The sequence below is a fragment of the Pseudomonas sp. GZJR-8 genome (genome assembly GCF_002916705.1).
Classification (GTDB): Bacteria; Pseudomonadota; Gammaproteobacteria; order Pseudomonadales; family Pseudomonadaceae; genus Aquipseudomonas; species Aquipseudomonas synxantha_A.
Genome location: NZ_JXSI01000008.1, coordinates 50,111 through 74,570 on the forward strand (window position 1 = coordinate 50,111; position 24,460 = coordinate 74,570).

Below are 24,460 nucleotides of genomic sequence, written 5' to 3' on the forward strand. Positions count from 1 at the left end.
ATTCAAAATGTGGGAGGGGGCTTGCTCCCGATGAGGTCTTGCCAGTCACCCGATAAATCTCAGTGTGGCTTGGCAGCCGCCTGCCACAACACTTCAGCAACACCTTGGCGCCGGGCAATCACCCTGGCCGCCACAAACAGCAAGTCCGACAACCGATTGATATACGCCAATCCCACGCCTTCCAGCGGCTCCAGCGCATTCAGGTGCTGACACCGCCGCTCCGCACTGCGCGCCAGGCTACGACACACATGGGCTTGGGCGATCAACGCCGAGCCGCCAGGCAGGATGAAGTTCTCCAGCGGCCCAACCTCCTCATTCCAGCGATCAATCGCCGCTTCCAGCCGATCCACTTCCGCCGCATTCAATGCCTTGTACACCGGCATCGCCAGCTCGCCGCCCAGGTCGAAAAGGCGATGTTGGCAAGGTGTGAGCACCTCAATCACATCCATTAGCGCCGGATGCTTGCCGCTTTGCTCTTCAAGGTTGGCCAGCAGCAAGCCCAACTGGCTGTTCAGCGTATCCACCTCGCCAATCGCCTCCACGCGTGGGTGGTCCTTGGGCACGCGGCGGCCGTCGCCGAGGCCGGTCTCGCCCTTGTCGCCGGTACGGGTGTAGATCTTCGACAGGCGAAAGCCCATGGTCAGTGCTCCAGTTGGGTAAGTTCAGTGGGGGGCAATAGGCTGCCGGCAAGCGGCAGGCGCAAGGTAAAGCACGTGCCCTGGCCCAGGGTGGAATGCACTTCCATCTGGCCCTTGTGGTTGTTGGTAATGATGAAATACGACACCGACAGCCCAAGCCCGGTGCCCTGGCCGATTTCCTTGGTGGTGAAGAACGGCTCGAACGTGCGTTTGCGCACGTTTTCGCTCATGCCGATGCCGTTGTCTTCCACCTGGATTTCTGCCCACGGCGGGTTGAGGCGGGTGCGCAGGATAATGCGCCCCGGTTCGCTGTCGTCTTCACGCAGGTGAATGGCCTGGGCGGCGTTCTTCAGCAAATTGAGCAGCACTTGTTCCAGCTCGTTGGCGGTGCCGGGCACGGGGCCCAGTTGCGGGTCGAACTGGCGGATGATCGCTTGGCCCTTGAAGTCGAAGCCGATGGTGAGGTCGAAATCGTTGCCGGCAATTTCCACGGCCTGGTCGATCAAGGCCGGCAAGTCGCAGGGGGCCATCTGGCGATTACTGCGCCGGCTGAAGCTGAGCATGTGGGTGACGATTTTCGCGGCGCGGGCGCCAGCTTGCTGGATGCCGTCGAGCAACTGCGGGACTTCGCGGCCTTGCAGGTAGCGATTGACCGTGTCCAGTTCAATCCCCACTTGTTCGGCGAGCTCCAGGTTCTTGGGCAGGTCGGGGGACAGGCGGCGGCGAATGTTCTGCACGTTATGCAGGATGGCGCCCAGAGGGTTGTTGATCTCATGGGCCATACCGGCCGCGAGGCCGCCGACCGAGAGCATCTTCTCAGATTGCACCATCATTTCTTCCAGGGACAGGCGCTGGGTGATGTCGTCGATCCGGATCACCACGCCGCGCCCGGCACCGCCCATCAATGGATAGAACGTCAGGGCGTAATGCTTGGGCTCGTCGTCCTTGATCCAGGTGACCCGTTCTATCCGCTCCACCGAGTGTTGCTCCACCGTTGCCTTGATTTGTGGCAGGTACGGCTTGAGGGGCTGGAAGGCCAGAAAGATCGGCTGGTTCAGGGCTTCGTCCAGGCGCGTGCCGGAGAGAGCAGTGGCTTCCTGGTTCCACTGAGTGACGTAGAGCTGTTCATCCAGGGCGATCAGCGCCGAGGGCATCGAGTCGATGATGCTGTTGAGGTAGTTCTGGAAACCGGTGAGTTTTTTCTCGATCTTGCTGCGCACCTGAACTTCCAGTTCGAGCTTGCGGTTGGTATGCCGGGTTTCTTCGGCCAAACCCTGGGCCTGGTCGTAGGCGGCCTGGGAGTCGTCGCGGGCGCGCTTGAGTTGCTGCTCGCGGGCTTCGATACGCGACAGCATGGTGTTGAAAGCTTCGGCCAGGCTGCCGATTTCATCATGGTTGCCAGGCCCTGCGCGCAGGGCGTAGTTCTCTTCGCGGGTGACCTGGCGCGAAAGCTCTTCCAGTTCATGGATGGGGCGGGTAATCAGGCGTTTGATCTGCCGGGCGATGACCAGCCACAGCAACACACTGAAGATCAGGATGCCCAGGCTCGCGGTCAGCGTGCCGGTATAGAAGGCCACCGGCAGCTCACTTGTGGCCACCAGCAACAAATGCCCGGAAGGCTGGTTGCCACGGGGCAGGGTGATGACCTGGTTGCTGCGAAACTCGGTAACACGCCACGCTTCAATATGCCGGTAGTGGTCCGGCAGGTGCAGGCGGTCGCCGTGTTGCATCTGCGCCAGGCGGTTGCCTTCGCCGTCATACAGGGCGGCGGCGCGCAACGGTGAATAGCTGGTCAGTTCGTTGAGCAGTGCCTCGGCCTTGGTCGGGGATTCAAGCGCCTGTGCGGCAAGCGACGGGTTGGACACCAGCCGACCGATGGCCTGCAAGGCCTGGGGGGCCATGCTTTCCTGGGAGATCCAGTAAGCAGCGCTGATAAACGTCAGGTTGGCCACCAGCAATACGGTGGTCAACAGTACTAGCAGGGCCGCCAGCAGTTTCTGCCCTACCGGTAGATTTTCAAGACGCTGGCGCAGTGGCATCAGGGTTTTCCCAGGTGATAGACAGGTAGGCAGGGTAGCGCGTGCCTCAGTCGCTGGCCAATCCGCGTGCGAGCAAATGCGTCACCAGGCGCGCGTGCACCTGTTGCAGATGCGGCACTGCCAACTGATGGCGGGCCGCGGCCTGGCAAGCGTAGCCCAGCAGGTAGCTGATCTCGGTACGTCGGGCGTTGGCGACGTCCTGGTACATGGAGGAATAGTTGGCGGCGGTGGCCTGGATTACTCGCTCGACTTCGCTGTGCAAGTCCTGTGCAGCCGCAGGCTGGCCGCAGCGCTCCAGCAGTTCGGCCAGTTCGGCGCAGAGCGTGGCGACCTCGCAGTGGTGGGCGCTCAAACCGCCGTTGCGGCAGTGGTACAACACGGTCAGTGGGTTGATGGCGCAATTGAGCGCGAGCTTGCGCCACAGGCGCGTCAGGATATCGGTGGCCCATTCATGGGGAATGCCTGCCGCTTGCAAATCATCCAGCCACAGCGGCGGGGTGGGATGGCTCGCGTCCCCCAGCCAGGTGTAGCCATGGCCGGCGAATACCACGCGCCAATCGCCATCGCGAAATGCGCCCTCGGTGCTGGAGGCAAAGATGCAGCGCGCCGATGGCCATTGCGCAGCCACTGCGTCCTGGCTGCCGAGGCCGTTTTGCAGCAGGATCAATTCGGCGTCCGGCGCCAGCCGATGCTGCAACTGGGCGATGGCGCTTTGAGCGTCGTAGGCTTTGCATGCTACTAGCAGACGCCGAATCGGCTCCGGGTTGTCAGGCGTTTCGCCGATGACCGGATAAGTGTGTTCCACACCGCGTTCCACCAGGGTCAGCCCTTGGCCGGCGCGATAGCTGGCCAGGCGCGCCTGGTTACGAAGAATCAGCCTGACGGGCACGCCGGCGCGCGCCAGTCGCGTGGCCCAGAGGGTGCCCAGGCTGCCGGCGCCAAGAATATGCCAGGGGGTCGACATCAGTGTGTGCTCCATAAGGTCGCCAGCGGTGAACGGCGCGAAAGAACCGCTATAATGCCCCGGAATTTTAGCTCGGGCGCGCTCCATCTCTACTGAGCCCGCCCCTTATATTGGAGAAATCACATGCCTTCGTTCGACGTGGTATCTGAACTGGACAAACACGAAGTCACCAACGCCGTCGAGAACGCCGTCAAGGAACTGGACCGTCGCTATGACCTGAAAGGCAAGGGCAGCTTCGAATTCAAGGAAAAGGAACTGACCGTCAACCTGACCGCTGAAGCCGATTTCCAGCTGGAAGCGATGATCGAGATCCTCAAGCTGGCCCTGGTCAAGCGCAAGATCGACGTGCAGTGCCTTGAAGTCAAGGACGCCTACGCCTCCGGCAAGCTGATGAAGCAGGAAGCCGTGCTCAAGGAAGGCATCGACAAGGAGCTGGCGAAGAAGATCGTCGCGCATATCAAGGATGCCAAGCTGAAAGTCCAGGCCGCCATTCAGGGCGAGCAGGTGCGTGTCACCGGCAAGAAGCGCGATGATCTGCAAGAGGCTATTGCGGCCCTGCGTGCCAAGACTTTCGATATGCCGCTGCAGTTCAATAACTTCCGCGACTGATGGCACTTTGGGGAACCTGTGGGTGTTTTTGACGTCCCACGCCCCAGAATCAGTGCCTACAATTGAGCCCTTCGGGGCTCAATTGCGTTTTCAGGCAGTCAATAGAGCCCTATCGCCGCACCACAGGAGAAAGTAGATGGATTTGAACGCTGAAATGGATCACCTGATCAAGACCTCTCAGTCTTGGATCCCCATGATCATGGAATATGGCAGCCGGGTATTACTGGCAGTGATCACCCTGGCCATTGGCTGGTGGCTGATCAATGTCTTTACCCATCGTGTAGGCCGTTTGCTGGCCGTGCGCAACGCCGACCTGGCGCTGCAGCACTTCGTCACCAGCCTGGCGAACATTGCGCTGAAAGTCATGCTGATCGTCAGCGTGGCCTCGATGATCGGCGTGGCAACCACCTCGTTCGTCGCCGCCATCGGTGCGGCAACCCTGGCGATCGGCCTGGCATTGCAGGGCAGCCTGGCGAACTTCGCTGGTGGTGTGCTGATTCTGCTGTTTCGTCCGTTCCGCATCGGTGACTGGATCGAAGCGCAGGGCACCTCGGGTACCGTCGATAGCATCCAGATCTTCCACACCGTGATCCGTACCGGTGACAACAAGACAGTGATCGTGCCGAACGGCATCCTGTCCAACGGCATCATCACCAATACCAACCGCCAGCCGACCCGCAAGGTGGTTTTTGATGTGGGCGTGGACTACGAGGCCGACCTGCAAAAAGCCCGTGAAGTGTTGCTGGAGCTGGCCAAAGATCCCCGCGTGCTGGCTGATCCTGCGCCTGTAGCGGTGGTATCGACCCTGGGTGATAGCTCCATCACCGTTTCCCTGCGTTGCTGGACCAATACCCCGGATTATTGGGACGTGATGTTTATGTTTAATGAACTGGCACGTGACCGTTTGAAAGCGGCAGGGATTGATATTCCGTTTCCACAACGGGTTATTCGCGTGATGCAGGAAAGTGCGCCGAAATAACTTGGCGTACTGCTATCGAAGTTGGCCGAAAGGTCAGCTTTGACAAGCTAGTTACTTAGCTTGCTAGTTGTTTTCGGGATGAAATAAAACTGCAATAAAAAAGCCGCTCCCTGTTTAAACAGAGGAGCGGCTTTTTGTTTAAGGCCGAGGCCTCAAGTCATCGTTGTAATTAAACCGGCAATTACAAGATGTTCAGCGGGTACTGTGCGATCAGACGCAGTTCGTCCAGAGACGGCGATCCGTAGACGTTATCCGAGGAGCGATAAGTCGCTTGACGTAGACGTAGGCTCAGATCTTTGGCCGCACCGCTTTGGATCACATATTTAGCCTCGATATCGCGCTCCCACTCTTTGCCGTTGCTAGTGAGGTTGGTGTTGGCGCCGCTACCTGTTACGTAACGAGTCATGAAGCTCAGGCCAGGAATACCAAAGGTCGCCATGTTGATGTCGTAGCGAGCTTGAAACGACTTCTCGCCTTCAGCGTTGAAGTCGGAACGGGCGATGGAGTTGGCCAGGAAAACCGTGCCGCCGCCGTCTACGCCGTAGCCATACTGGCCGTCGCCGCTGACCTTTTGGGCTGCGAGGGTAAAGGTGTGAGCGCCAATGGTGTACGCACCTTGCAAGCTGAACGCACGGTTGTCGAGTTTGGTAGTACCGTCTTTATCAGCACGTACCAGGCCTGCGCCGTCGCTCTTGGTGTCGTAGATGTTGAAATCGACCGCCACGGACTGGTCATCGCTAAGCGCATGAGTCCAGTTCACGTTGGCGTAGAGCTTCTTCCAGTAGTCTTCGACCTTCGAGTAGTAGAGGCTGGTGGTGAACTCTGGAGTCCAGGCGTAAACGCCACCCACGAAATTGGCGTCTCGCAGGCCGCGGCTTGAGCCTGGCTCGGAGCTGGAGATACTGTCCCTGTAGGTTTGGTCCTGAGCAACAATCGACGTGAAGTGACCGGCTTCCAGTTTCAGGTCTTTGATTTCGTTGCTGGTGATGGAGATGCCTTGCGGCAGTTCCGGCAGCAAGCGGCTGTCATCCGAGGCAAAGACGGGGGCGGTAGTGTATTGATCGCCGACTTTCAGCACTGTGTTAGAAATGCGAAATTTTACTGCGGCGCCACCTTTAGAGTATTCATCCTGCGCGCGGCCATCGGAGCCGTTAGGGAACAGTCCAGTGTTCGCGCGGCCCTTGCCGCTGTCCAGTTTGATGCCCATCAAGCCGATGACATCGACACCGACACCGATGGTGCCTTGGGTGTAGCCCGAGCTGAATAGGCCGTGGAAACCTAGGCCGGTCTCTTCACGACGGCTCTGGCCGGAATCGTTGTTACGGAAGTCACGGCTGAAATAAAGGGTACGAGTCAGAATGCTGGCCGTACTGTCCTCAATAAAGCCCTTGGAATCGTCCTGGGCGGACGCCATTGCGAACTGCGAGGTGCCTGCTGAAACAGCCAGGGCGATCATGCTCCACTTCATCACGCGCATCGTGATTTGCTCCTTTGGTTTTAGGAAGAGTACTGCCGTCCCACCTGTATTTTTATCTGGGCGGCTCTTTCTTTTTGTGTCGGCGCAAAGTTATCTCACGCAGACCCTATTGACGATACTTACTCAACTATCCTTTCAGCTTCTTTACGAGGCTGTCGTAAATCGCTAGATCCATGTCGCAAATTCACAGCCAGAAATGTATCCAGGCTGACAACTTCAATGCTGTTTTTCAGACTTCTTTCAAAGTTTGAACACTTCCTTGATACACACTGAAACGCCGCTACTTTTATCGCGAAACACCTGCTTCCAGACGGGTGCCGTTGCCGACGATACGGGGGTGAATGCAACAAGCGTGCTCAAACGGGCGACCGAATGTCATTTTTTCGTGAAAAACGTGATGGGAATGTAAAAACCGCATAAGCACGGGCCTCTTACGCCGTTTGGTTTGGGCTTGACGTCCAGGGTGTTACCACTGTCGGGTGCCCCGCAAAACCTTCACTTGGGTAAAACGTTACCGGTTCACCCCCATCAGTGGGTAATTGGCGGATCCCTTTGACGCACGAATGGGTCATTTTGGTGCGTGCCCTAAAGGCCCGGTCTAGCGTAGATCAACTGTTTTTCTGCCTCCAAAAGGTGCATTTTTTACCCGCCTGCCTCAACAGTGCCAGGATTGGCCGTGAAGCCTCAGGCGTTCAAAGGTATGCTGGGCGCCTGTCCCGACCTGCCGAACGGAGTGCCCACGTGTTCGCCTTAGATCAACGCCTGCAACAAGATACCTTGGCCATTGGGGACTTCCCGCTCTGTCGCCTGCTGCTGTCCAATGACGCCAATTACCCCTGGTTCATTCTGGTGCCACGCATCGACGGTATCAGCGAAGTGTTTCAACTGGATGTCGCAGATCAACAAACCTTGTGGCAAGAAACGACGGCCCTGGCGCAACTGCTTAACGAGGGGCTGGCCGCTGACAAGATGAACATCGGTGCGCTGGGTAACGTCGTCAGCCAATTGCATGTGCATGTGATCGTGCGCAAACGCGATGACGCGGCCTGGCCGGCGCCGGTGTGGGGCAAGCATCCGGCCCGGCCCTATACCCAAGAGCAAGTGGCGGCGATTCGCGCTCGATTGCGTGCGCTGTTGCCTGCCGACTTCATCTTTACCCAGGACTGAATCATGGACCTGCAAGAGCGCGTTACCGACCTGGAAAGCCGCCTGGCCTTCCAGGACGACACCATCGAGACCCTCAACGACATCCTGGTCACACAGCAGCGGGCGGTTGAACGCCTGCAATTGCAAATGACGGCATTGCTCAAGCGCCAGGAAGAAATGGGCGGCCAGTTCGAGTCATCTGAAGAAGAAGCGCCGCCGCCGCACTATTGAAATGCACAGGCCATAAAAAACCGCGATCCAGCCAACGCCGGATCGCGGTTTTTTTTGCTGCGAAGGCTTGGGATCAGCGACGCGGCAGGGCAGCGATGACGTCTTCGGCTTGCAGGCCCTTGTCACGGTTCATCACCGAGAACTCCACGCGCTGGCCTTCGACCAGCACGCGATGGCCTTCGCCACGGATAGCCCGGAAGTGGACGAAGATATCGTCGCCCGAATCGCGGGAAATGAAGCCGAAGCCTTTGGAGGTGTTGAACCACTTGACGGTACCGGTATCCCGGTTGGTCATGTCGTAGTTTTGCGACGCGGCCGCCGGAGACGAACGGTAGAAGCTGATGGCCAGGTGAAGAACAATGGCAACCACAGCAATCACCAGGCTGAGCAGGATAGCCGGATGGCCACCCACTTCAGGCATAGGCGCCAAAAGGGTGAGGGTTTGAACAACAACAGTCAGCACCAGCAGCGCACTGACCAGGTTTTGCAGTTGATGACGCGTGCCTTTGTTCCAGTAAGGGATTACCGGTGCGAGCGTCAGGTTAAGAAGGCCGAACAAGGCCAGGTACAGAGCGTCATGTTGTTGCAGGTAGGGCAGGCTTTCAGGCTGCAGGCTCGGGATAAAGGACAGCAGCAAAGCTGCAACGCCCGTTAGCAGGTGGACGATTTTCAACATTTTGATTAACTCACGTTAAGACGGATCACAAGGAAGAGCTGACTGGCACGGTTCGCTTCTGAACAATGGGAGGCGTTGAGCACGTGCGCGGGTATCAGCCTATGTGAAGTGCCGCAGGAATAAACGGCAGCCACACGGCGTCTATTTAACAGCAAAGGCTGTGCCTACTCAAATCAAGCATTTCGGGGTGTTGCGACGGCAACGGCATTTGTGCAGCAAACGCTTGTCCTAGACAGGTGCAGGATTTTTTGGCGGGCGTTGCGAGACCGTTCCTACGGCTAAAAAGGCTTGCCAATTCGCGAGTTGCAAGCGATGCGGGGCGATTTGCCGCAGGTCGCCTGGGTGTGACGGGCTGCATGCGGCTCGCTCTCTTGCTAGAGTGGTCCTGCACCTGATCAATGAATACTCGTCAATTGAAGGGGAAAAACATGGCAATCGATATTGGTATCAGTGAAGAAGACCGTAAGTCCATCGTCGACGGACTTTCACGACTGCTGTCCGATACCTATGTTCTGTATCTGAAGACCCACAACTTCCATTGGAACGTCACAGGCCCCATGTTTCGTACGCTGCACTTGATGTTCGAGGAGCAGTACAACGAATTGGCGCTGGCGGTGGACTCCATTGCCGAGCGCATCCGTGCCCTGGGCTTCCCGGCGCCGGGCGCCTATTCGATCTACGCCCGCCTGTCTTCGATCAAGGAAGAGGAGGGTGTGCCGAGCGCCGAAGAGATGATCAAGCAACTGGTGGCCGGTCAGGAAGCGGTTACGCGTACCGCCCGAGGCATCTTCCCGCTGCTGGACAAGGTCAGCGATGAGCCGACGGCCGACCTGTTGACCCAGCGTATGCAGGTACACGAGAAAACCGCGTGGATGCTGCGTTCGCTGCTCGAAAACCAGTAACCGTCAAACCCGGGCGGCGCTGTTTCAGCGCTGCCTGCTTGTTTCCCTGCGCTTCCTGGCGTTGTCCTACGACTAACGACTCCCCGTCTTCTGGCTGCTGCACGCTGGGTGCTGTTTTATAGGCCCATCGTTCAATGGGAGAAGCCCATTGGCTGCTGTTTGGCAATGGAGTGTCGGGTGTATGTCGCGTGGAATGGGTAAAGGAGTGATGGAAACCTGTGGTTTTCACAAGATAAAGGTCGACCCTTTTGCAAAAGGGTTCGATATGGGGCTGGCCAAGCCCTTGTCGCGGTCGGTCAGGCTCAATGGGTTTTCGACCTGCCTGCGGCTTGAGCAGATCTACTGGAACATCCTGACGGAGATCGCCAGGATCAATGCCTGTTCGGTCAGTGCCTTGTTGTCCTATGTCGATCGGGAAGTGCATTTGCGTTACGGAGGCGTGAAGAACTTCAGTGGGCTGGTGAGGGTGGTGTGCGTGGTTCACGTGCTCAAGGGCCGGGTTGCTCCCGCCGCTGAGGGCACCTTCGCGTCGTAGCCCGGCGGCCCTGGGCCCGGCCTTCATCCTTGTGGGCCGGCCCCGGGGCAGAAAGCCGGCTGCGCTGTGTCGATTTACCAGATATAATCCCGCGCTTTGCTGCGCATGCCGGGGCTTTATGCACAGGGCAGGGCGTGGCGCTGTAACGATCTGATCGCCGAGACATCTCCATGCCCATGTACGACTATCAATGCGCTTCCTGTGGTCACCAGTTGGAAGCCATTCAGAAGATCAGCGCAGCGCCGCTGGTCGATTGCCCTGCCTGCCAGGCACCTGAGTTGAAGAAGATGTTGTCCATGCCGGGCTTCCGCCTGAGCGGCAGCGGCTGGTACGAGACTGATTTCAAGACCGGTGCCAAGAAGAACCTGGCCGGCGGCGACAAAGCAGACTGAGTTGAACTCTACGCGCAGGCTCCTGCATTATCCGTCCCCTGCTTTAATGTACGGTGACGAGGCGGGCCTGCCACCGAATTTCGAATTACGAGAAGTGAAACCACGACCATGATGCGCAGCCACTATTGCGGCCAACTGAACGAGACCCTGGAAGGTCAGGAAATCACCCTTTGCGGATGGGTTCACCGTCGCCGCGACCACGGCGGGGTGATCTTCCTCGATATCCGTGATCGCGATGGTCTGGCCCAGGTAGTGTTCGACCCGGACCGCGCCGAGAGCTTCGCCGCCGCCGACCGCGTGCGCAGCGAATACGTCGTCAAGATCACCGGCAAGGTACGCCTGCGTCCGGCCGGTGCCGTGAACAAGAACATGGCGTCCGGCGGCATTGAAGTGCTGGGCTATGAGCTGGAAGTGCTGAACGAGTCGGAAACCCCGCCGTTCCCACTCAACGAATACTCCGACGTTGGCGAAGAAACCCGCCTGCGCTACCGCTTCCTGGACCTGCGTCGTCCGGAAATGGCCGAGAAGCTGCGCCTGCGTTCGCGCATGACCACCAGCATTCGCCGTTTCCTGGATGAGAACGGCTTCCTTGATGTCGAGACGCCGATCCTCACCCGGGCTACCCCGGAAGGCGCACGTGACTACCTGGTGCCTAGCCGTACCCACGCCGGCAGCTTCTTCGCCTTGCCGCAATCGCCGCAGCTGTTCAAGCAACTGCTGATGGTGGCTGGCTTCGACCGTTACTACCAGATCGCCAAGTGCTTCCGTGACGAAGACCTGCGCGCTGACCGCCAGCCGGAATTCACCCAGATCGACATCGAGACCAGCTTCCTCGATGAAAAAGAGATCATGGGCCTGACCGAGCAGATGATCCGCAACCTGTTCAAGGAAGTGCTGGACCTGGAGTTCGGCGAATTCCCGCACATGACCTTCGAAGAAGCCATGCGCCGCTACGGTTCCGACAAGCCAGACCTGCGTAACCCGCTGGAACTGGTGGACGTGGCCGACCAGCTCAAGGATGTCGACTTCAAGGTGTTCAGCGGCCCGGCCAACGACCCTAAATGCCGCATTGCTGCCCTGCGCGTACCTGGCGGCGCGAGCATGCCGCGCAAGCAGATCGACGACTACACCAAGTTTGTCGGCATCTATGGTGCCAAGGGCCTGGCGTACATCAAGGTCAACGAGCGCGCCAACGGCGTTGACGGCCTGCAATCGCCGATCGTGAAAAACATCCCTGAAGCCAACCTGAACACGATCCTCGATCGTGTCGGTGCCGTTGACGGCGACATCGTGTTCTTCGGCGCCGACAAGGCCAAGATCGTCAGCGAAGCCCTGGGCGCGCTGCGTATCAAGCTCGGTCACGACCTGAACCTGCTGACCTGCGAATGGGCACCGATGTGGGTCGTCGACTTCCCGATGTTCGAAGAGAACGACGACGGCAGCTTCAGCGCGTTGCACCACCCGTTCACCGCGCCGAAGTGCTCCCCGCAGGAGTTGGAAGCCAACCCGGCAGGCGCACTGTCCCGTGCCTACGACATGGTGCTCAACGGTACTGAGCTGGGTGGCGGTTCGATCCGTATCCACCGCAAAGAGATGCAACAAGCGGTGTTCCGCCTGCTGGGCATCAACGAAGCGGAACAGGAAGAGAAGTTCGGCTTCCTGCTCGACGCCCTGAAATACGGCGCGCCACCGCACGGTGGTTTGGCGTTCGGCCTGGACCGTCTGGTGATGCTGATGACCGGCGCCCAGTCGATCCGTGAAGTGATCGCCTTCCCGAAAACCCAGAGCGCTGCGGACGTCATGACCCAGGCCCCGGGTGTGGTGGATGCCAAGGCGTTGCGCGAACTGCACATCCGTCTGCGCGAGACGCCGAAGGCTGAGTAAGGCTGCAGCGTGAAAGCGCGATAAGGTTGTACGCAGTCAAAAAGGCGCATCTTCGGATGCGCCTTTGCGTTTAAAAGAGGGAAATCCCGCCGGGGGCGGGATTGATAAGGTTTCTAGAGAATTTCGGAGTTGTGTTATGGCTGGCCATTCCAAGTGGGCGAACATCAAGCACCGCAAAGAGCGTCAGGATGCCAAGAAGGGCAAGATCTTCACCAAGTGGATTCGCGAACTGACCGTCGCAGCCCGTCAGGGCGGCGGTGACCCGGGCTCTAACCCGCGTCTGCGCCTGGCGCTGGACAAGGCGCTGGGTGCCAACATGAGCCGCGACATCATTGACCGCGCCGTGGCTCGTGGTGCCGGTGCGGCCGACACCGACGATATGGTCGAACTGACCTATGAAGGCTACGGCCCGGGCGGCGTGGCGGTGATGGTCGAGTGCATGACCGATAACCGCAACCGCACCGCCGCAGCCGTGCGCCACGCGTTCAGCAAATGCGGTGGCAACCTCGGCACGGATGGTTCGGTGGCCTACCTGTTCGAACGCAAAGGGCAGATCACCTTCGCGCCTGGCACCGATGAAGACGCGCTGATGGAGGCCGCGATGGAAGCGGACGCCGACGACGTGGTCACCAACGAAGACGGCTCTATCGATGTGTTTACCTCGTTCGCCAGCTTCTACGCCGTGCGTAATGCCCTGCAAGCTGCTGGTTTCAGCGGCACCGACGCGGAAATCGTGATGCTGCCGACCACCAGTGCCGAGCTGGACCTGGAGGGGGCGCAGAAGGTGTTGAAGATGCTGGATATGCTTGAAGACCTGGATGATGTGCAGAATGTGTATTCGAATGCCGACATCCCTGAGTCTGTGGCCGAACAGCTCACTTAAGAACGATGAATATCCCAATGTGGGAGGGGCTTGTGTGGGAGGGGGCTTGCTCCCGATGGCGGTGGATCAGTCACAAATGTACTTACTGACACTCCCTCATCGGGAGCAAGCCCCCTCCCACATTAGAGTCTCTGTGTATCAAAAAATGTGTTTATCCAACCCGCAGGCGTTATGACTTTAATCCTAGGTATCGACCCCGGTTCGCGCATCACCGGTTTTGGCGTGGTGCAGCAGACCCCGCGCGGCTGCATCTATGTTGCCTCGGGCTGCATCCGCACCGGCGCAGGGGAATTGGCCGAGCGGCTGCAGATCGTCTATCGCGGCGTACGTGAAGTCATCCAGACCTACGGCCCGATCACCATGGGCATCGAAAAGGTCTTCATGGCCAAGAACGCCGATTCGGCGCTCAAGCTTGGCCAGGCCCGGGGTGCAGCTATCGTGGCAGGCGCCGAAGAGGGCATGGAAATCGCCGAATACACCGCGACCCAGGTCAAACAGGCCGTGGTCGGCACCGGTGCAGCCAACAAGGAGCAGGTGCAGATGATGGTCATGCACATGCTCAAGCTCACTTCAAAACCGCAGATCGACGCCTCCGACGCCCTGGCCATCGCCATTTGCCATGCACATACCCGTTCCAGCCTGCTGCCTCACGGCTTGGGAACGGCACGTAGTCGTGGCGGGCGGCTGCGTCTCTGATAGCATCAGCGCATTGGTTATTTGCGGTCAGGCCCTGATCTGACCCCCAAGCTTTAAGGATCTGAACCGTGATTGGACGCTTGCGCGGCACCCTGGCCGAAAAACAGCCGCCGCACCTGATTCTGGATGTGAATGGGTTGGGTTATGAGCTGGAAGTGCCCATGACCACGTTGTACCGCTTGCCGTCGGTCGGCGAGCCGATAACCTTGCACACGCATTTGGTAGTGCGTGAAGACGCGCAACTGCTCTATGGTTTCATCGGCAAGCGCGATCGCGATTTCTTCCGCGAGCTGATTCGTCTCAATGGCGTGGGGCCCAAATTGGCCCTGGCCTTGATGTCGAGCCTGGAAGTGGATGAATTGGTGCGTGCTGTATCCGCCCAGGATACCTCGGCCCTGACCAAGGTGCCGGGAGTGGGCAAGAAAACCGCCGAGCGCCTGTTGGTGGAGCTCAAGGACCGCTTCAAGGCCTGGGAAGTGGTGCCGAGCATGTTCGCCCTGGTACCGAACCAGCCGGATATGCCGGCCGCCCAGGTCGCCAGTGCCGAGAGCGATGCCGTCAATGCGCTGATCTCCCTGGGCTACAAGCCCCAGGAAGCCAGCAAGGCCGTATCGGCCATCAAGGACAAGAACCTGAGCGCTGAAGACATGATTCGCCGTGCCCTGAAGGGAATGATTTAAGTGATTGAAGCCGATCGTCTGATCGCGGCCACCGGCCCGCGTGACCGTGAAGAAGTCCAGGACCGGGCCATCCGCCCCCTGAGCCTGGCCGAATACATCGGCCAGCCCACCGTGCGCGAGCAGATGGAGCTGTTTATCCAGGCCGCACGCGGGCGCAGTGAGTCCCTGGACCACACCCTGATCTTCGGCCCGCCGGGTTTGGGCAAGACTACCCTGGCCAATATCATCGCCCAGGAAATGGGCGTGTCGATCAAGTCCACCTCCGGCCCGGTGCTGGAGCGTCCTGGAGACCTGGCGGCACTGCTGACCAATCTTGAACCCAATGACGTGCTGTTTATCGACGAAATCCATCGGTTATCACCGATTGTCGAAGAAGTGCTGTACCCGGCGATGGAAGACTTCCAGCTCGACATCATGATCGGCGAAGGCCCGGCAGCCCGTTCGATCAAGCTCGACCTGCCACCTTTCACCCTGGTGGGCGCGACCACGCGTGCGGGTATGCTGACCAACCCGTTGCGAGACCGTTTCGGCATTGTTCAACGTCTGGAGTTCTATAGCACCGCTGATCTGGCGACCATCGTCAGCCGTTCGGCGAGCATCCTTGGCTTGCCCCTGGACCCGGAAGGCGCCTTTGAAATCGCCCGGCGCGCCCGCGGCACGCCACGTATCGCCAACCGTTTGCTGCGCCGCGTGCGCGATTTTGCCGAAGTGCGTGCCAAAGGGCACATCACCAAGGCGGTCGCGGACCTGGCCTTGAACCTGCTGGACGTGGACGAGCACGGCTTCGATCACCAGGATCGACGTCTACTCTTGACCATGATCGAGAAGTTCGACGGTGGCCCGGTCGGCGTGGACAGCCTGGCGGCGGCTATCAGTGAAGAGCGCCATACCATTGAGGATGTGCTGGAGCCGTACCTGATCCAGCAAGGCTATATCATGCGTACACCGAGGGGCCGGGTGGTGACGCGCCATGCCTATTTGCACTTTGGGCTAAACATTCCGTCACGATTGGGCGAGATGCCTGCGGTAGACGAATTCCTTGATGCAGTGGACGATTAAAAAGCTAACGCCGGACGATTTATCTGAGCTTTGTGCTGTCCCAGTGTCTGGCGTCGTCATTTGAGTCACTGCAAAAGCGTTCAGGAATGAAAAAACAGTTGTCCAGCCGGATTGGCAACCTGAGGAGTAAGCACTAGAGTATGCGCGCGCAAAACGGGGATCAGTCGTTCGCACATCGCTGTCGCGTTTATTACGAGGACACCGATGCCGGCGGCATCGTGTATTACGTCAACTACCTGAAATTCATGGAGCGGGCTCGAACCGAGCGGCTACGGGAGCTGGGCTTTGCCCAATCCACGCTGGCAGGGGAGGACCTGTTATTCGTCGTGCATTCCAGCGAGGCGCGTTATTACGCACCGGCGCGACTGGACGATGAATTGCTGGTCAGCGCTGAGGTCATCGAATTGAACCGTGCCAGCCTGCGATTCAAACAGCAGGTCAGGCGGGCAACGGATGCAACGCTGCTCTGTGAGGGGCAGTTCCTGGTGGCATGTGTACGCACCAACAGTTTGAAACCTCGGGCCATTCCCGAAACTCTACGCGCGGCCTTTGCCGCCGTGAGCGGCGCGGGTAAACAATCAAAGCAGGAGATTTAGCGTGGAACCTACCGTCGTCGACCATTCCTCCATGTGGAGCCTGGTCAGCAATGCCAGTGTCGTGGTTCAACTGGTCATGCTGACCCTGGTAGCCGCATCGGTTACCTCTTGGGTCATGATTTTTCAGCGCAGCAACATGCTGCGCGCCGGTCGACGTGCCCTGGAGAGCTTCGAAGAGCGCTTCTGGTCGGGTATCGACCTGTCCAAGCTGTACCGCCAGGCCGGCAGCAACCCGGACCCGGATTCGGGCGTCGAGCAGATCTTCCGTGCCGGTTTCAAGGAATTCTCGCGCCTGCGCCAGCAGCCGGGTGTCGACCCTGAAGCGGTGATGGAAGGCGTGGCCCGTGCCATGCGCGTGGCCATCTCCCGCGAAGAAGAGAAACTCGAGCAGGGCCTGCCGTTCCTCGCCACCGTCGGTTCCGTCAGCCCGTACATCGGCCTGTTCGGTACCGTATGGGGGATCATGAACTCCTTCCGCGGCCTGGCCCAGGCCCAGCAAGCCACGCTGGCCACCGTGGCCCCGGGTATTGCCGAAGCCCTGATCGCCACCGCGATCGGCCTGTTTGCCGCTATCCCCGCAGTAATCGCCTACAACCGTTTTGCCGCAACCAGCGAAACCTTGATCGGCCGTTACTACACCTTCGCCGATGAATTCCAGGCGATCCTGCACCGTAAAGTGCACACCAGCGAAGAATAAGCAGGTAATTCCCAATGGCTTTAATCGCTCGAGCTCGCAAAAAGCGCAAGCCGGTCGCCGAGATGAACGTAGTGCCCTACATCGACGTGATGCTGGTGCTGCTGGTGATCTTCATGGTGACCGCGCCGATGCTCAACCAGGGCGTGAAGGTTGATCTGCCCAAGGTTTCCAGTGAAGCCTTGCCGCAGGACAACAACACGCAGGTCCTGACCATTTCGATCAAGGCTGACAAGACCTATTACTGGAACCTTGGCAGCGAAGTCGACACCCAGAAGCAGCAGGACAAGGCCCTGACTTTGCCGGCGATGACCGATGCGGTGACCAAGATCATTCGCTCCGGCAACGAAGGCGGCAAGCACACTCAGGTATTTATCCGCGGCGACAAATCGGTCGACTACGGCTCCGTCATGGGTGCCATGGGCGGGCTGCAGAAAGCCGGCGTCGGTAACGTTGGCTTGATTACCGAGGCGCCCTGATGCAGCAACAGCGAGAGCCGTCCGCCTCGGAAAGCTACTTCTGGCCTGGCGTGTGGGCGATAGCCCTGCACGTCCTGGTGTTCGGCATGCTGTTTGTCAGCTTTGCCATGACCCCGGACCTGCCGCCAGCCAAGCCGATCGTGCAGGCGACCCTGTATCAGCTGAAATCGAAAAGCCAGGCCACCACCCAGACCAATCAGAAGATTGCAGGTGAGGCCCAGAAGTCGGCTGCGCGCCAGACTGAAGTCGAGCAGATGGAACAGAAGAAGGTCGAGCAGGAAGCGGTGAAGGCTGCTGCGGAACAAAAGAAAGAAGAGGCGGCTCAAAAGGCCGAGGAATCGAAAAAGGCCGACGAAGCCAAGAAAGCCGACGAGGCGAAAAAGGCTGATGAAGCCAAGAAAGCCGAGAAAGCTGCCGAAGCCAAAAAGGCTGAAGAGAAACAATTGGCTGATATAGCCAAGAAGAAATCTGAAGAAGAAGCCAAGAAGGCTGCCGAGGAAGAGGCCAAGAAAAAGGCCGCTGAAGAAGCCAAGAAAAAGATAGTCGAAGACGCGAAGAAGAAAGCCGCCGAAGACGCCAAGAAAAAAGCTGAAGCAGACGAGGCGAAGAAGAAAGTCGCCGACGAAGCGAAGAAGAAAGCTGCCGCCGACGCCTCCAAGAAAAAGGCCCAGGAAGCAGCACGCAAATCCGCCGAAGAGAAAAAGGCCCAGGCCCTGGCAGATTTGCTTTCCGACACGCCGCAGCGTCAGCAAGCCCTGGCCGATGAGCGTGGTGATGAAGTCGCGGGCAGTTTCGACGATCTGATTCGAGCGCGGGCAGCGGAAGGCTGGACACGTCCACCTTCGGCACGCAAAGGCATGACGGTAGTGCTGCAGATCGGCATGTTGCCGGACGGTACGGTGACTTCGGTCAGCGTGGCCAAGTCCAGTGGTGACGGTACGTTCGACAGTTCAGCGGTTGCCGCAGTCAAGAATATTGGCCGGTTGACCGAGATGCAGGGAATGAAACCAAGTGACTTCGCTCCCTATCGTTCATTCAAGATGACATTCACACCTGAGGATCTAGCCTTGTGAGAAACCTTCTTCGAGGAATGCTTGTCGTTATTTGCTGTATGGCAGGGATAGCGGCGGCGGATGAAAAGAACATCCTGGTAACCAGCGGCAGCGATCGGGCTACTCCGATTGCAGTCGTACCCTTCGGTTGGCAGGGCGGCAGCGTGCTGCCGGACGACATGGCCCAGATCGTCAGCGACGACCTGCGTAACTCCGGTTACTACGCGCCGATCCCCAAAGGCAACATGATCAGCCAGCCCAACCAGGCCAGCGAAGTCGTGTTCCGTGACTGGAAAGCCGTGGGCGCGCAGTACGTGATGGTGGGCAACATCACGCCGGCCGGTGGTCGCCTGCAGATCCAGTACACGTTGTTCAACGTGGCCACCGAGCAGCAGGTCCTGACCGGCAGCGTATCGGGTACCGCCGAGCAACTGCGCGACATGGCCCACTACATCTCGGACCAGTCGTTTGAAAAGCTCACCGGTATCAAAGGGGCGTTCTCGACGCGCCTGCTGTATGTCACGGCTGAGCGTTTCTCGGTAGACAACACCCGCTACACCCTGCAACGTTCGGACTACGACGGCGCACGTGCAGTGACCTTGCTGCAGTCCCGCGAGCCAATCCTGTCGCCGCGCTTCGCGCCGGACGGCAAGCGTATTGCCTACGTATCGTTCGAACAGCGTCGCCCGCGCATCTTCGTGCAGCACATTGATACGGGTCGTCGCGAGCAGATCACCAACTTTGAAGGCCTCAACGGTGCGCCAGCCTGGTCGCCGGATGGTTCGCGCCTGGCTTTCGTGCTCTCCAAGGACGGCAATCCGGATATCTACGTGATGAACATGGCCTCGCGCCAACTGAGTCGCGTGACCAGCGGCCCGGGCATCAACACCGAACCGTTCTGGGGTAAGGATGGTTCGACCATCTACTTCACCTCCGACCGTGGCGGCAAGCCTCAGGTCTACAAGGCAAACGTGAACGGTGGCGGTGCTGAGCGTGTGACCTTTATCGGTAACTACAACGCCAACCCCAAGCTTTCGGCCGATGAAAAGACGTTGGTGATGATTCACCGTCAGGATGGTTTCACTAATTTCCGGGTTGCGGCCCAGGATTTGCAGCGCGGAACCGTTAAAATCCTTACAGATACCAACCTTGATGAGTCAGCCACTGTTGCGCCCAACGGCACCATGGTAATCTACGCCACCCGCCAGCAGGGCCGGGGAGTCTTGATGCTCGTGTCCATCAATGGACGCGTAAGGCTCCCACTTCCTACCGCACAAGGCGAAGTCAGAGAACCATCCTGGTCCCCTTACCTGAACTGACGCGGCGCTACAAAAAGAAGTACTTAACACACTGGGGTTCATTAGGAGTTTCACGATGGAAATGCTGAAGTTTGGTAAGTTTGCTGCTCTGGCTCTGGCTCTGTCCGTAGCCGTTGGTTGCTCCTCTAAAGGCGGCGACAATGCCGGTGAAGGCGCAGCTGTTGATCCAAACGCTGGTTACGGCGCTAACACTGGTGCGGTCGACGGCTCCCTGAGCGAAGAGGCTGCTCTGCGCGCTATCACCACTTTCTACTTCGAATACGACAGTTCGGACCTGAAGCCAGAAGCCATGCGCGCTCTGGACGTTCACGCCAAGGACCTGAAAGCTAACGGCGCTCGCGTTGTTCTGGAAGGTAACACTGACGCCCGTGGTACTCGTGAGTACAACATGGCACTGGGCGAGCGTCGTGCGAAAGCCGTTCAGCGCTACCTGGTACTGCAAGGTGTTGCTCCAGGCCAACTGGAACTGGTTTCCTACGGTAAAGAGCGTCCAGTTGCAACTGGCAACGACGAACAGTCGTGGGCTCAGAACCGTCGCGTCGAACTGCGTAAGTAATTCGTCATGCGAACGTGCCGTCGTGCTCTGACTGTATTGGCTCTCAGCCTCGCCCCGCTTGCGGTGTGGGCTGCGGTTCCTGTAACGGATAGCAACTCAGGCTATAACAATAGCGGGAGCAGTTATCCGCCAGCAGGTTATGGCACGAACGGCGCCTATGCTGGGGGAGCGGCTACGTCCGCTCCCTCGGCACAGGGCGAGCTGTTCAACCAGCTGCAACGCATGCAGGATCAATTGGCGCAGCAACAAGGCGCAATTGAAGTGCTGCAGAACCAGGTGAACCAGCTCAAGCAAGAAGGCCTGGAGCGATACCAGGATCTTGATCGTCGTATTGGAGCCGGCGTTGCACCTGCCGCTACTCCTGATAATTCTGCTGCCGGTGGCGCGCCAAGCGCTGCTGCCGGTGGCGCTGCAGCTGGGGCCGCCGCGGCTGCCCCTGCCGCCAGCAGTGAACCGGGTGATCCGGCGAAGGAAAAGCTGTATTACGATGCAGCCTTCGACCTGATCAAGGCCAAGGATTTCGATAAGGCCAGCCAGGCCTTTACCGCATTCCTGCGCAAGTACCCCAACAGCCAGTACGCGGGCAATGCCCAGTACTGGTTGGGCGAGGTCAACCTGGCAAAGGGTGATTTGCAGGGGGCAGGCCAGGCTTTTGCCAAGGTCAGCCAGCTGTACCCCAAGCACGCCAAGGTGCCGGACTCGCTGTACAAGCTCGCTGACGTAGAGCGCCGCCTGGGTCATACCGACAAGGTCAAAGGCATTCTGCAACAGGTGGTTGCCCAGTATCCGGGTACCTCCGCCGCGCAGTTGGCCCAGCGCGATCTGCAACGCTTGTAAGCAATACCGCCCGTTTAGAAGAAACCCGCGCCTGGCGCGGGTTTTTTCGTTAGAATCCACGCCCTTTTATGAAACACGCTTCCTGGGGTTGGCGCGTTGGCGCAATCCCTTGAAGTGCCTGACGGAGGCGGACAGCCTGTTTAGCTGTTATGCCCGTGGCGACTATGCAAGACACATTACGTATTACCGAAGTCTTTTACTCGTTGCAGGGTGAAACGCGCACTGCTGGCCTGCCCACCGTATTTGTACGGCTCACCGGCTGCCCATTGCGCTGCCAATACTGCGACAGCGCCTACGCCTTCAGCGGCGGCACCGTGCGCACCCTCGACGACATCCTGGAACAGGTTGCCGGCTACCGGCCGCGCTACGTCTGCGTGACGGGCGGTGAGCCATTGGCGCAACCCAATGCCATCCCACTGCTCAAACGGCTGTGTGACGCCGGCTACGAGGTCTCACTGGAAACCAGCGGCGCCCTGGACATCTCTGCGGTCGACCCGCGTGTAAGCCGGGTGGTCGACCTCAAGACCCCCGACTCCAAGGAAGCCCACCGCAACCGCTACGAGAACATCGACTTGCTGACGGCCAACGATCAGGTCAAGTTCGTCATCTGTTCCCGCGACGATTATGACTGGGCGACTTCCAAGCTGATCCAGTATGGCCTGGAGCGTCGCGCGGGCGAGGTGCTGTTCTCGCCCAGCCATCACGACCTGAATGCCCGTGAGTTGGCGGACTGGGTAGTGGCAGACAACCTGCCGGTACGCCTGCAATTGCAGCTGCATAAGTACCTGTGGAACGACGAGCCGGGGCGCTGATCCGGCTGCTGCGAGAGACGTTCTGCCCACCGAATTACCGTTCAAATGCGTTTTTTCTGATTTATTTCAAATAAGGTGTTGAATAATCCTTAGAAATCAGTATTATACGCGCCACCACACAGCGGGTCGTTAGCTCAGTTGGTAGAGCAGTTGGCTTTTAACCAATTGGTCGTAGGTTCGAATCCCACACGACCCACCATTTTTGGCGGTTTAGAAAATCCGGAAGGCCCACGCAAGTGAGGATTTCCGGGTTTTTTTTTGCCTGTAATTTGGCCTGGCCGAGTCGACCTTGGGTCAGCGGCTGCTCAGATTCCCGTTGTCGTCCAGACATTCCTTAAATCAATCAAATACTCATACGCGGACCGGTGTTGGCCGAATAGTCCGGTCGTTCGTGTGCGTGTTCAATGTGTATCAAATTTGATACCGCTGGTCGGAAAACAACCAGAAACTTCAAGCGAGATCTGTTCCTATTTGATTTTTTTCGTTAGCCATCAGTTGGTTGCGTGTTTTTTAGGGCTTTTCCTAAAGCTTGGTCAGATTATTGGCGAGAAAGGTGGTCGATGTTAATTTGCCACCCTTCGTAAATTCGATGGATCGAACATGTCTGCCTCACTGCCACGGACTCGGTATTCACTGAGCATTGCCCTGCTTGCCTGCCTCGCTTCCCACTGCGTGATGGCGGCGACCCTGCCGGGTGATCAGGACCTGATCCGCGAGCGGCAAAACCGCCTGTTGGAAGATCAGCAGCGCCGTCTTGAGCAGCTCAAGGAACTGCCCGGCAAAGCGGCCAGGCCCGAAGCGCCGGCAGCCCCGGTGGACAGTCGTTGCTTCCCGATCCAGACCATTGAACTCCAGGGTGCCGACCACCTGCCTGCCGCTGAACGCGAGCGTCTACTCAAACCGTACGCCGGTCAGTGCCTGGGCGTTGCACAACTCAATGCCCTGCTCAAAGACATCACCAACTACTACATCGACAAAGGCCTGGTGACCAGCCGCGCCTACTTGCCGCAGCAGGATATGTCCAAAGGGCATCTGCAAGTCCTGGTGGTGGAAGGCAAGCTTGAAGGCCTGAAGGGCGCCGACAGCAGCAAGCTGTCGGACCGCGAACTGGCCATGGCCTTTCCCGGCAAAAGCGGCGAGATATTGAACCTGCGAGAAATCGAGCAGGCTGTCGATCAACTCAACCGTTTACCGTCCAATCAGGCACAGATGGAGCTGACGCCGGGCGAGGCCGTGGGCGGCAGCTCGGTAATGGTCAAAAACAACCCGCAAAAGCCATGGCGTGCCAGCCTGTCGCGTAACAACGATGGCCAGAAAAGCACCGGCGAACAACAGTGGGGTACCGGCTTTGAATGGGACAGCCCGCTGGGCCTGGCCGATCAACTGATTCTGCGCGGCGGCCACGACGCCGTCAGCGATCACCAGAAAACCTCCAAGAACGCGATGCTGTACTACAACGTGCCCTGGGGCTGGTGGAACTTCAGCTACAGCTACAACCAGAGCGACTACCGTTCGGTCGTCCAGGGCGATGGTTTCGACTTCAAGCAAACCGGGGACAGTGAAAACCATCAGTTGCGCGCTGAGCGGGTGATCCACCGTGATGCCGTGAGCAAAACCTCGCTCAACGTCGGCCTGTCCCACCTGCGTACCAACAATTACATCGAAGACAGCCGCTTGGCCGTCAGCAGCAATCGGCTCAGCGAGTTGCAGTGGGGCATCAACCACGGTCGGCGAGTTGGCAGTGCTTTTGTCAACATTGACCTCGGTATGCAGGACGGCATTGGTTTGCTTGATGCCCAGGCCCAACATGAGCGCGATCAGAACGGCAATCGACTGGCCAACTCCCGCTACCGCAAATACACCGCCACCGTCAGCTACCTGCAACCGTTCACGCTGTGGGGCGAGTCGTTCAGTTTCACCAGCCTGGCCACCGGCCAGCGCAGTGAAGACGTGCTGTTCAGCCCCCAGCGCATGAGCCTCGGCGGCTCGGCGTCGATACGTGGCTACAAGGACCAGCAACTGACCGGCGACAGTGGCGGCTACTGGCGCAATGACCTGCGCTGGAGCCGCCCGGTGACCCTCGGTTGGCTGCGCCCGGTGTTCGGTGAATACGGTGCCAGCGTGGGCTACGACCAGGGCGTGATCCGCAACGGTCGCTACAACGGCGAAGTGCACGGCCGCGTCTCAAGCAACTCGCTTGAGCTGTTCGCCCGCGGCCAACACGTCAGTACCAGCGTGACCTTTGCCCACTCGCTGGAACGACCGGCCGCGCTATTTGAGCGTGAAGCACCGATCTACTTCCGCATGGATTTCTTCCTGTAATTC

26 protein-coding genes and 1 tRNA gene are annotated in these 24,460 nt (G+C 58.8%); 22 read left to right on the forward strand and 5 right to left on the reverse strand.

All coding sequences use genetic code 11. From position 1 onward, the window contains the following. Positions 1–59: 59 nt before the first annotated feature. From TK42_RS16845 to TK42_RS16855, 3 genes are read right to left on the reverse strand one after another with little or no spacing between them, the layout of a single operon-like run. Positions 60–638 (reverse strand): cob(I)yrinic acid a,c-diamide adenosyltransferase, encoded by a 579-nt coding sequence (locus TK42_RS16845; protein WP_005790941.1) that lies wholly within the window; start codon positions 636–638, stop codon positions 60–62. A 2-nt stretch (positions 639–640) separates the two neighbouring features. Beyond that, on the reverse strand, positions 641–2,677 hold the full coding sequence (locus TK42_RS16850) for an ATP-binding protein (protein WP_103734710.1): 2,037 nt from the start codon (positions 2,675–2,677) through the stop codon (positions 641–643). Between the two features lie 46 nt (positions 2,678–2,723). Then, positions 2,724–3,641, reverse strand: coding sequence for a putative 2-dehydropantoate 2-reductase (locus tag TK42_RS16855; protein ID WP_103734711.1), 918 nt, complete (start codon positions 3,639–3,641; stop codon positions 2,724–2,726). Between the two features lie 123 nt (positions 3,642–3,764). Here TK42_RS16855 and TK42_RS16860 point away from each other — a divergent pair, with 123 nt between their 5' ends. After that, positions 3,765–4,250, forward strand: a complete 486-nt coding sequence (locus tag TK42_RS16860) for a YajQ family cyclic di-GMP-binding protein (protein ID WP_003193880.1) — start codon at positions 3,765–3,767, stop codon at positions 4,248–4,250. Positions 4,251–4,386: 136 nt separating this feature from the next. Beyond that, positions 4,387–5,229 (forward strand): mechanosensitive ion channel family protein, encoded by an 843-nt coding sequence (locus TK42_RS16865; RefSeq protein ID WP_032879695.1) that lies wholly within the window; start codon positions 4,387–4,389, stop codon positions 5,227–5,229. A 181-nt stretch (positions 5,230–5,410) separates the two neighbouring features. Here the strand turns inward: TK42_RS16865 and TK42_RS16870 are convergent, their stop codons facing one another. Beyond that, a complete protein-coding gene (locus TK42_RS16870) occupies positions 5,411–6,706 on the reverse strand; it encodes an OprD family porin (RefSeq protein ID WP_032879697.1) in 1,296 nt (431 codons plus the stop codon). Between the two features lie 741 nt (positions 6,707–7,447). On the opposite strand from TK42_RS16870, the gene TK42_RS16875 reads away from it, so the two are divergent. Both TK42_RS16875 and TK42_RS16880 read left to right on the forward strand, forming a co-directional pair. After that, complete coding sequence (locus TK42_RS16875; protein WP_032879698.1) at positions 7,448–7,873, forward strand: HIT domain-containing protein; 426 nt, start codon at positions 7,448–7,450, stop codon at positions 7,871–7,873. A gap of 3 nt (positions 7,874–7,876) precedes the next feature. Then, positions 7,877–8,083 (forward strand): SlyX family protein, encoded by a 207-nt coding sequence (locus TK42_RS16880; protein ID WP_005790924.1) that lies wholly within the window; start codon positions 7,877–7,879, stop codon positions 8,081–8,083. A 73-nt stretch (positions 8,084–8,156) separates the two neighbouring features. Here TK42_RS16880 and TK42_RS27270 read toward each other — a convergent pair whose 3' ends face one another. Further along, a complete protein-coding gene (locus tag TK42_RS27270) occupies positions 8,157–8,759 on the reverse strand; it encodes a cold-shock protein (protein ID WP_005790922.1) in 603 nt (200 codons plus the stop codon). A 428-nt stretch (positions 8,760–9,187) separates the two neighbouring features. Here TK42_RS27270 and TK42_RS16890 point away from each other — a divergent pair, with 428 nt between their 5' ends. From TK42_RS16890 to TK42_RS16975, 18 genes are all read left to right on the forward strand, one after another. Next, a complete protein-coding gene (locus TK42_RS16890; protein ID WP_003193874.1) occupies positions 9,188–9,661 on the forward strand; it encodes a Dps family protein in 474 nt (157 codons plus the stop codon). Between the two features lie 181 nt (positions 9,662–9,842). Then, positions 9,843–10,196, forward strand: a complete 354-nt coding sequence (locus TK42_RS16895; protein WP_032803701.1) for a ribbon-helix-helix domain-containing protein — start codon at positions 9,843–9,845, stop codon at positions 10,194–10,196. 170 nt (positions 10,197–10,366) lie between these two features. After that, positions 10,367–10,588 (forward strand): FmdB family zinc ribbon protein, encoded by a 222-nt coding sequence (locus TK42_RS16900; protein ID WP_003193872.1) that lies wholly within the window; start codon positions 10,367–10,369, stop codon positions 10,586–10,588. A 108-nt stretch (positions 10,589–10,696) separates the two neighbouring features. Beyond that, positions 10,697–12,472: an aspartate--tRNA ligase gene (gene aspS, locus TK42_RS16905; RefSeq protein ID WP_005790914.1), complete on the forward strand. Its 1,776-nt coding sequence runs from the start codon at positions 10,697–10,699 to the stop codon at positions 12,470–12,472. A gap of 136 nt (positions 12,473–12,608) precedes the next feature. Then, positions 12,609–13,355, forward strand: a complete 747-nt coding sequence (locus tag TK42_RS16910) for a YebC/PmpR family DNA-binding transcriptional regulator (protein WP_032879699.1) — start codon at positions 12,609–12,611, stop codon at positions 13,353–13,355. A 171-nt stretch (positions 13,356–13,526) separates the two neighbouring features. Next, the gene (ruvC, locus tag TK42_RS16915) at positions 13,527–14,051 is read left to right on the forward strand and encodes a crossover junction endodeoxyribonuclease RuvC (RefSeq protein WP_076949748.1); all 525 of its coding nucleotides are present in this window, start codon (positions 13,527–13,529) and stop codon (positions 14,049–14,051) included. 68 nt (positions 14,052–14,119) lie between these two features. Beyond that, entirely contained in the window at positions 14,120–14,731 is a 612-nt protein-coding gene (gene ruvA, locus TK42_RS16920; protein ID WP_003193868.1) for a Holliday junction branch migration protein RuvA, read from the forward strand. Then, positions 14,732–15,790 carry a Holliday junction branch migration DNA helicase RuvB gene (gene ruvB / locus TK42_RS16925; protein WP_103734712.1) on the forward strand — a complete coding sequence of 353 codons (1,059 nt, stop codon included), beginning with the start codon at positions 14,732–14,734 and terminating at the stop codon, positions 15,788–15,790. A 140-nt stretch (positions 15,791–15,930) separates the two neighbouring features. After that, positions 15,931–16,386, forward strand: a complete 456-nt coding sequence (gene ybgC, locus TK42_RS16930; protein ID WP_103734713.1) for a tol-pal system-associated acyl-CoA thioesterase — start codon at positions 15,931–15,933, stop codon at positions 16,384–16,386. 1 nt (position 16,387) lies between these two features. Beyond that, positions 16,388–17,083: a protein TolQ gene (gene tolQ / locus TK42_RS16935; RefSeq protein WP_003193865.1), complete on the forward strand. Its 696-nt coding sequence runs from the start codon at positions 16,388–16,390 to the stop codon at positions 17,081–17,083. Between the two features lie 23 nt (positions 17,084–17,106). After that, positions 17,107–17,559: a protein TolR gene (gene tolR, locus TK42_RS16940; protein WP_161793227.1), complete on the forward strand. Its 453-nt coding sequence runs from the start codon at positions 17,107–17,109 to the stop codon at positions 17,557–17,559. Further along, positions 17,559–18,632 carry a cell envelope integrity protein TolA gene (gene tolA, locus TK42_RS16945; protein ID WP_005790902.1) on the forward strand — a complete coding sequence of 358 codons (1,074 nt, stop codon included), beginning with the start codon at positions 17,559–17,561 and terminating at the stop codon, positions 18,630–18,632. Before tolR ends, tolA begins: the two co-directional genes overlap by 1 nt. A 17-nt stretch (positions 18,633–18,649) precedes the next feature. Then, complete coding sequence (gene tolB, locus TK42_RS16950; RefSeq protein ID WP_032803700.1) at positions 18,650–19,930, forward strand: Tol-Pal system beta propeller repeat protein TolB; 1,281 nt, start codon at positions 18,650–18,652, stop codon at positions 19,928–19,930. A gap of 55 nt (positions 19,931–19,985) precedes the next feature. Then, the gene (pal, locus tag TK42_RS16955) at positions 19,986–20,486 is read left to right on the forward strand and encodes a peptidoglycan-associated lipoprotein Pal (RefSeq protein ID WP_003193861.1); all 501 of its coding nucleotides are present in this window, start codon (positions 19,986–19,988) and stop codon (positions 20,484–20,486) included. Between the two features lie 6 nt (positions 20,487–20,492). Then, positions 20,493–21,323: a tol-pal system protein YbgF gene (ybgF, locus tag TK42_RS16960; RefSeq protein ID WP_032879701.1), complete on the forward strand. Its 831-nt coding sequence runs from the start codon at positions 20,493–20,495 to the stop codon at positions 21,321–21,323. Positions 21,324–21,487: 164 nt separating this feature from the next. Then, positions 21,488–22,135 carry a 7-carboxy-7-deazaguanine synthase QueE gene (gene queE, locus TK42_RS16965; protein WP_020302705.1) on the forward strand — a complete coding sequence of 216 codons (648 nt, stop codon included), beginning with the start codon at positions 21,488–21,490 and terminating at the stop codon, positions 22,133–22,135. A 123-nt stretch (positions 22,136–22,258) separates the two neighbouring features. Continuing rightward, positions 22,259–22,334: transfer RNA gene (locus TK42_RS16970), tRNA-Lys, on the forward strand. A 401-nt stretch (positions 22,335–22,735) separates the two neighbouring features. Then, positions 22,736–24,457 (forward strand): ShlB/FhaC/HecB family hemolysin secretion/activation protein, encoded by a 1,722-nt coding sequence (locus tag TK42_RS16975; protein ID WP_103734714.1) that lies wholly within the window; start codon positions 22,736–22,738, stop codon positions 24,455–24,457. Positions 24,458–24,460: the final 3 nt, after the last annotated feature.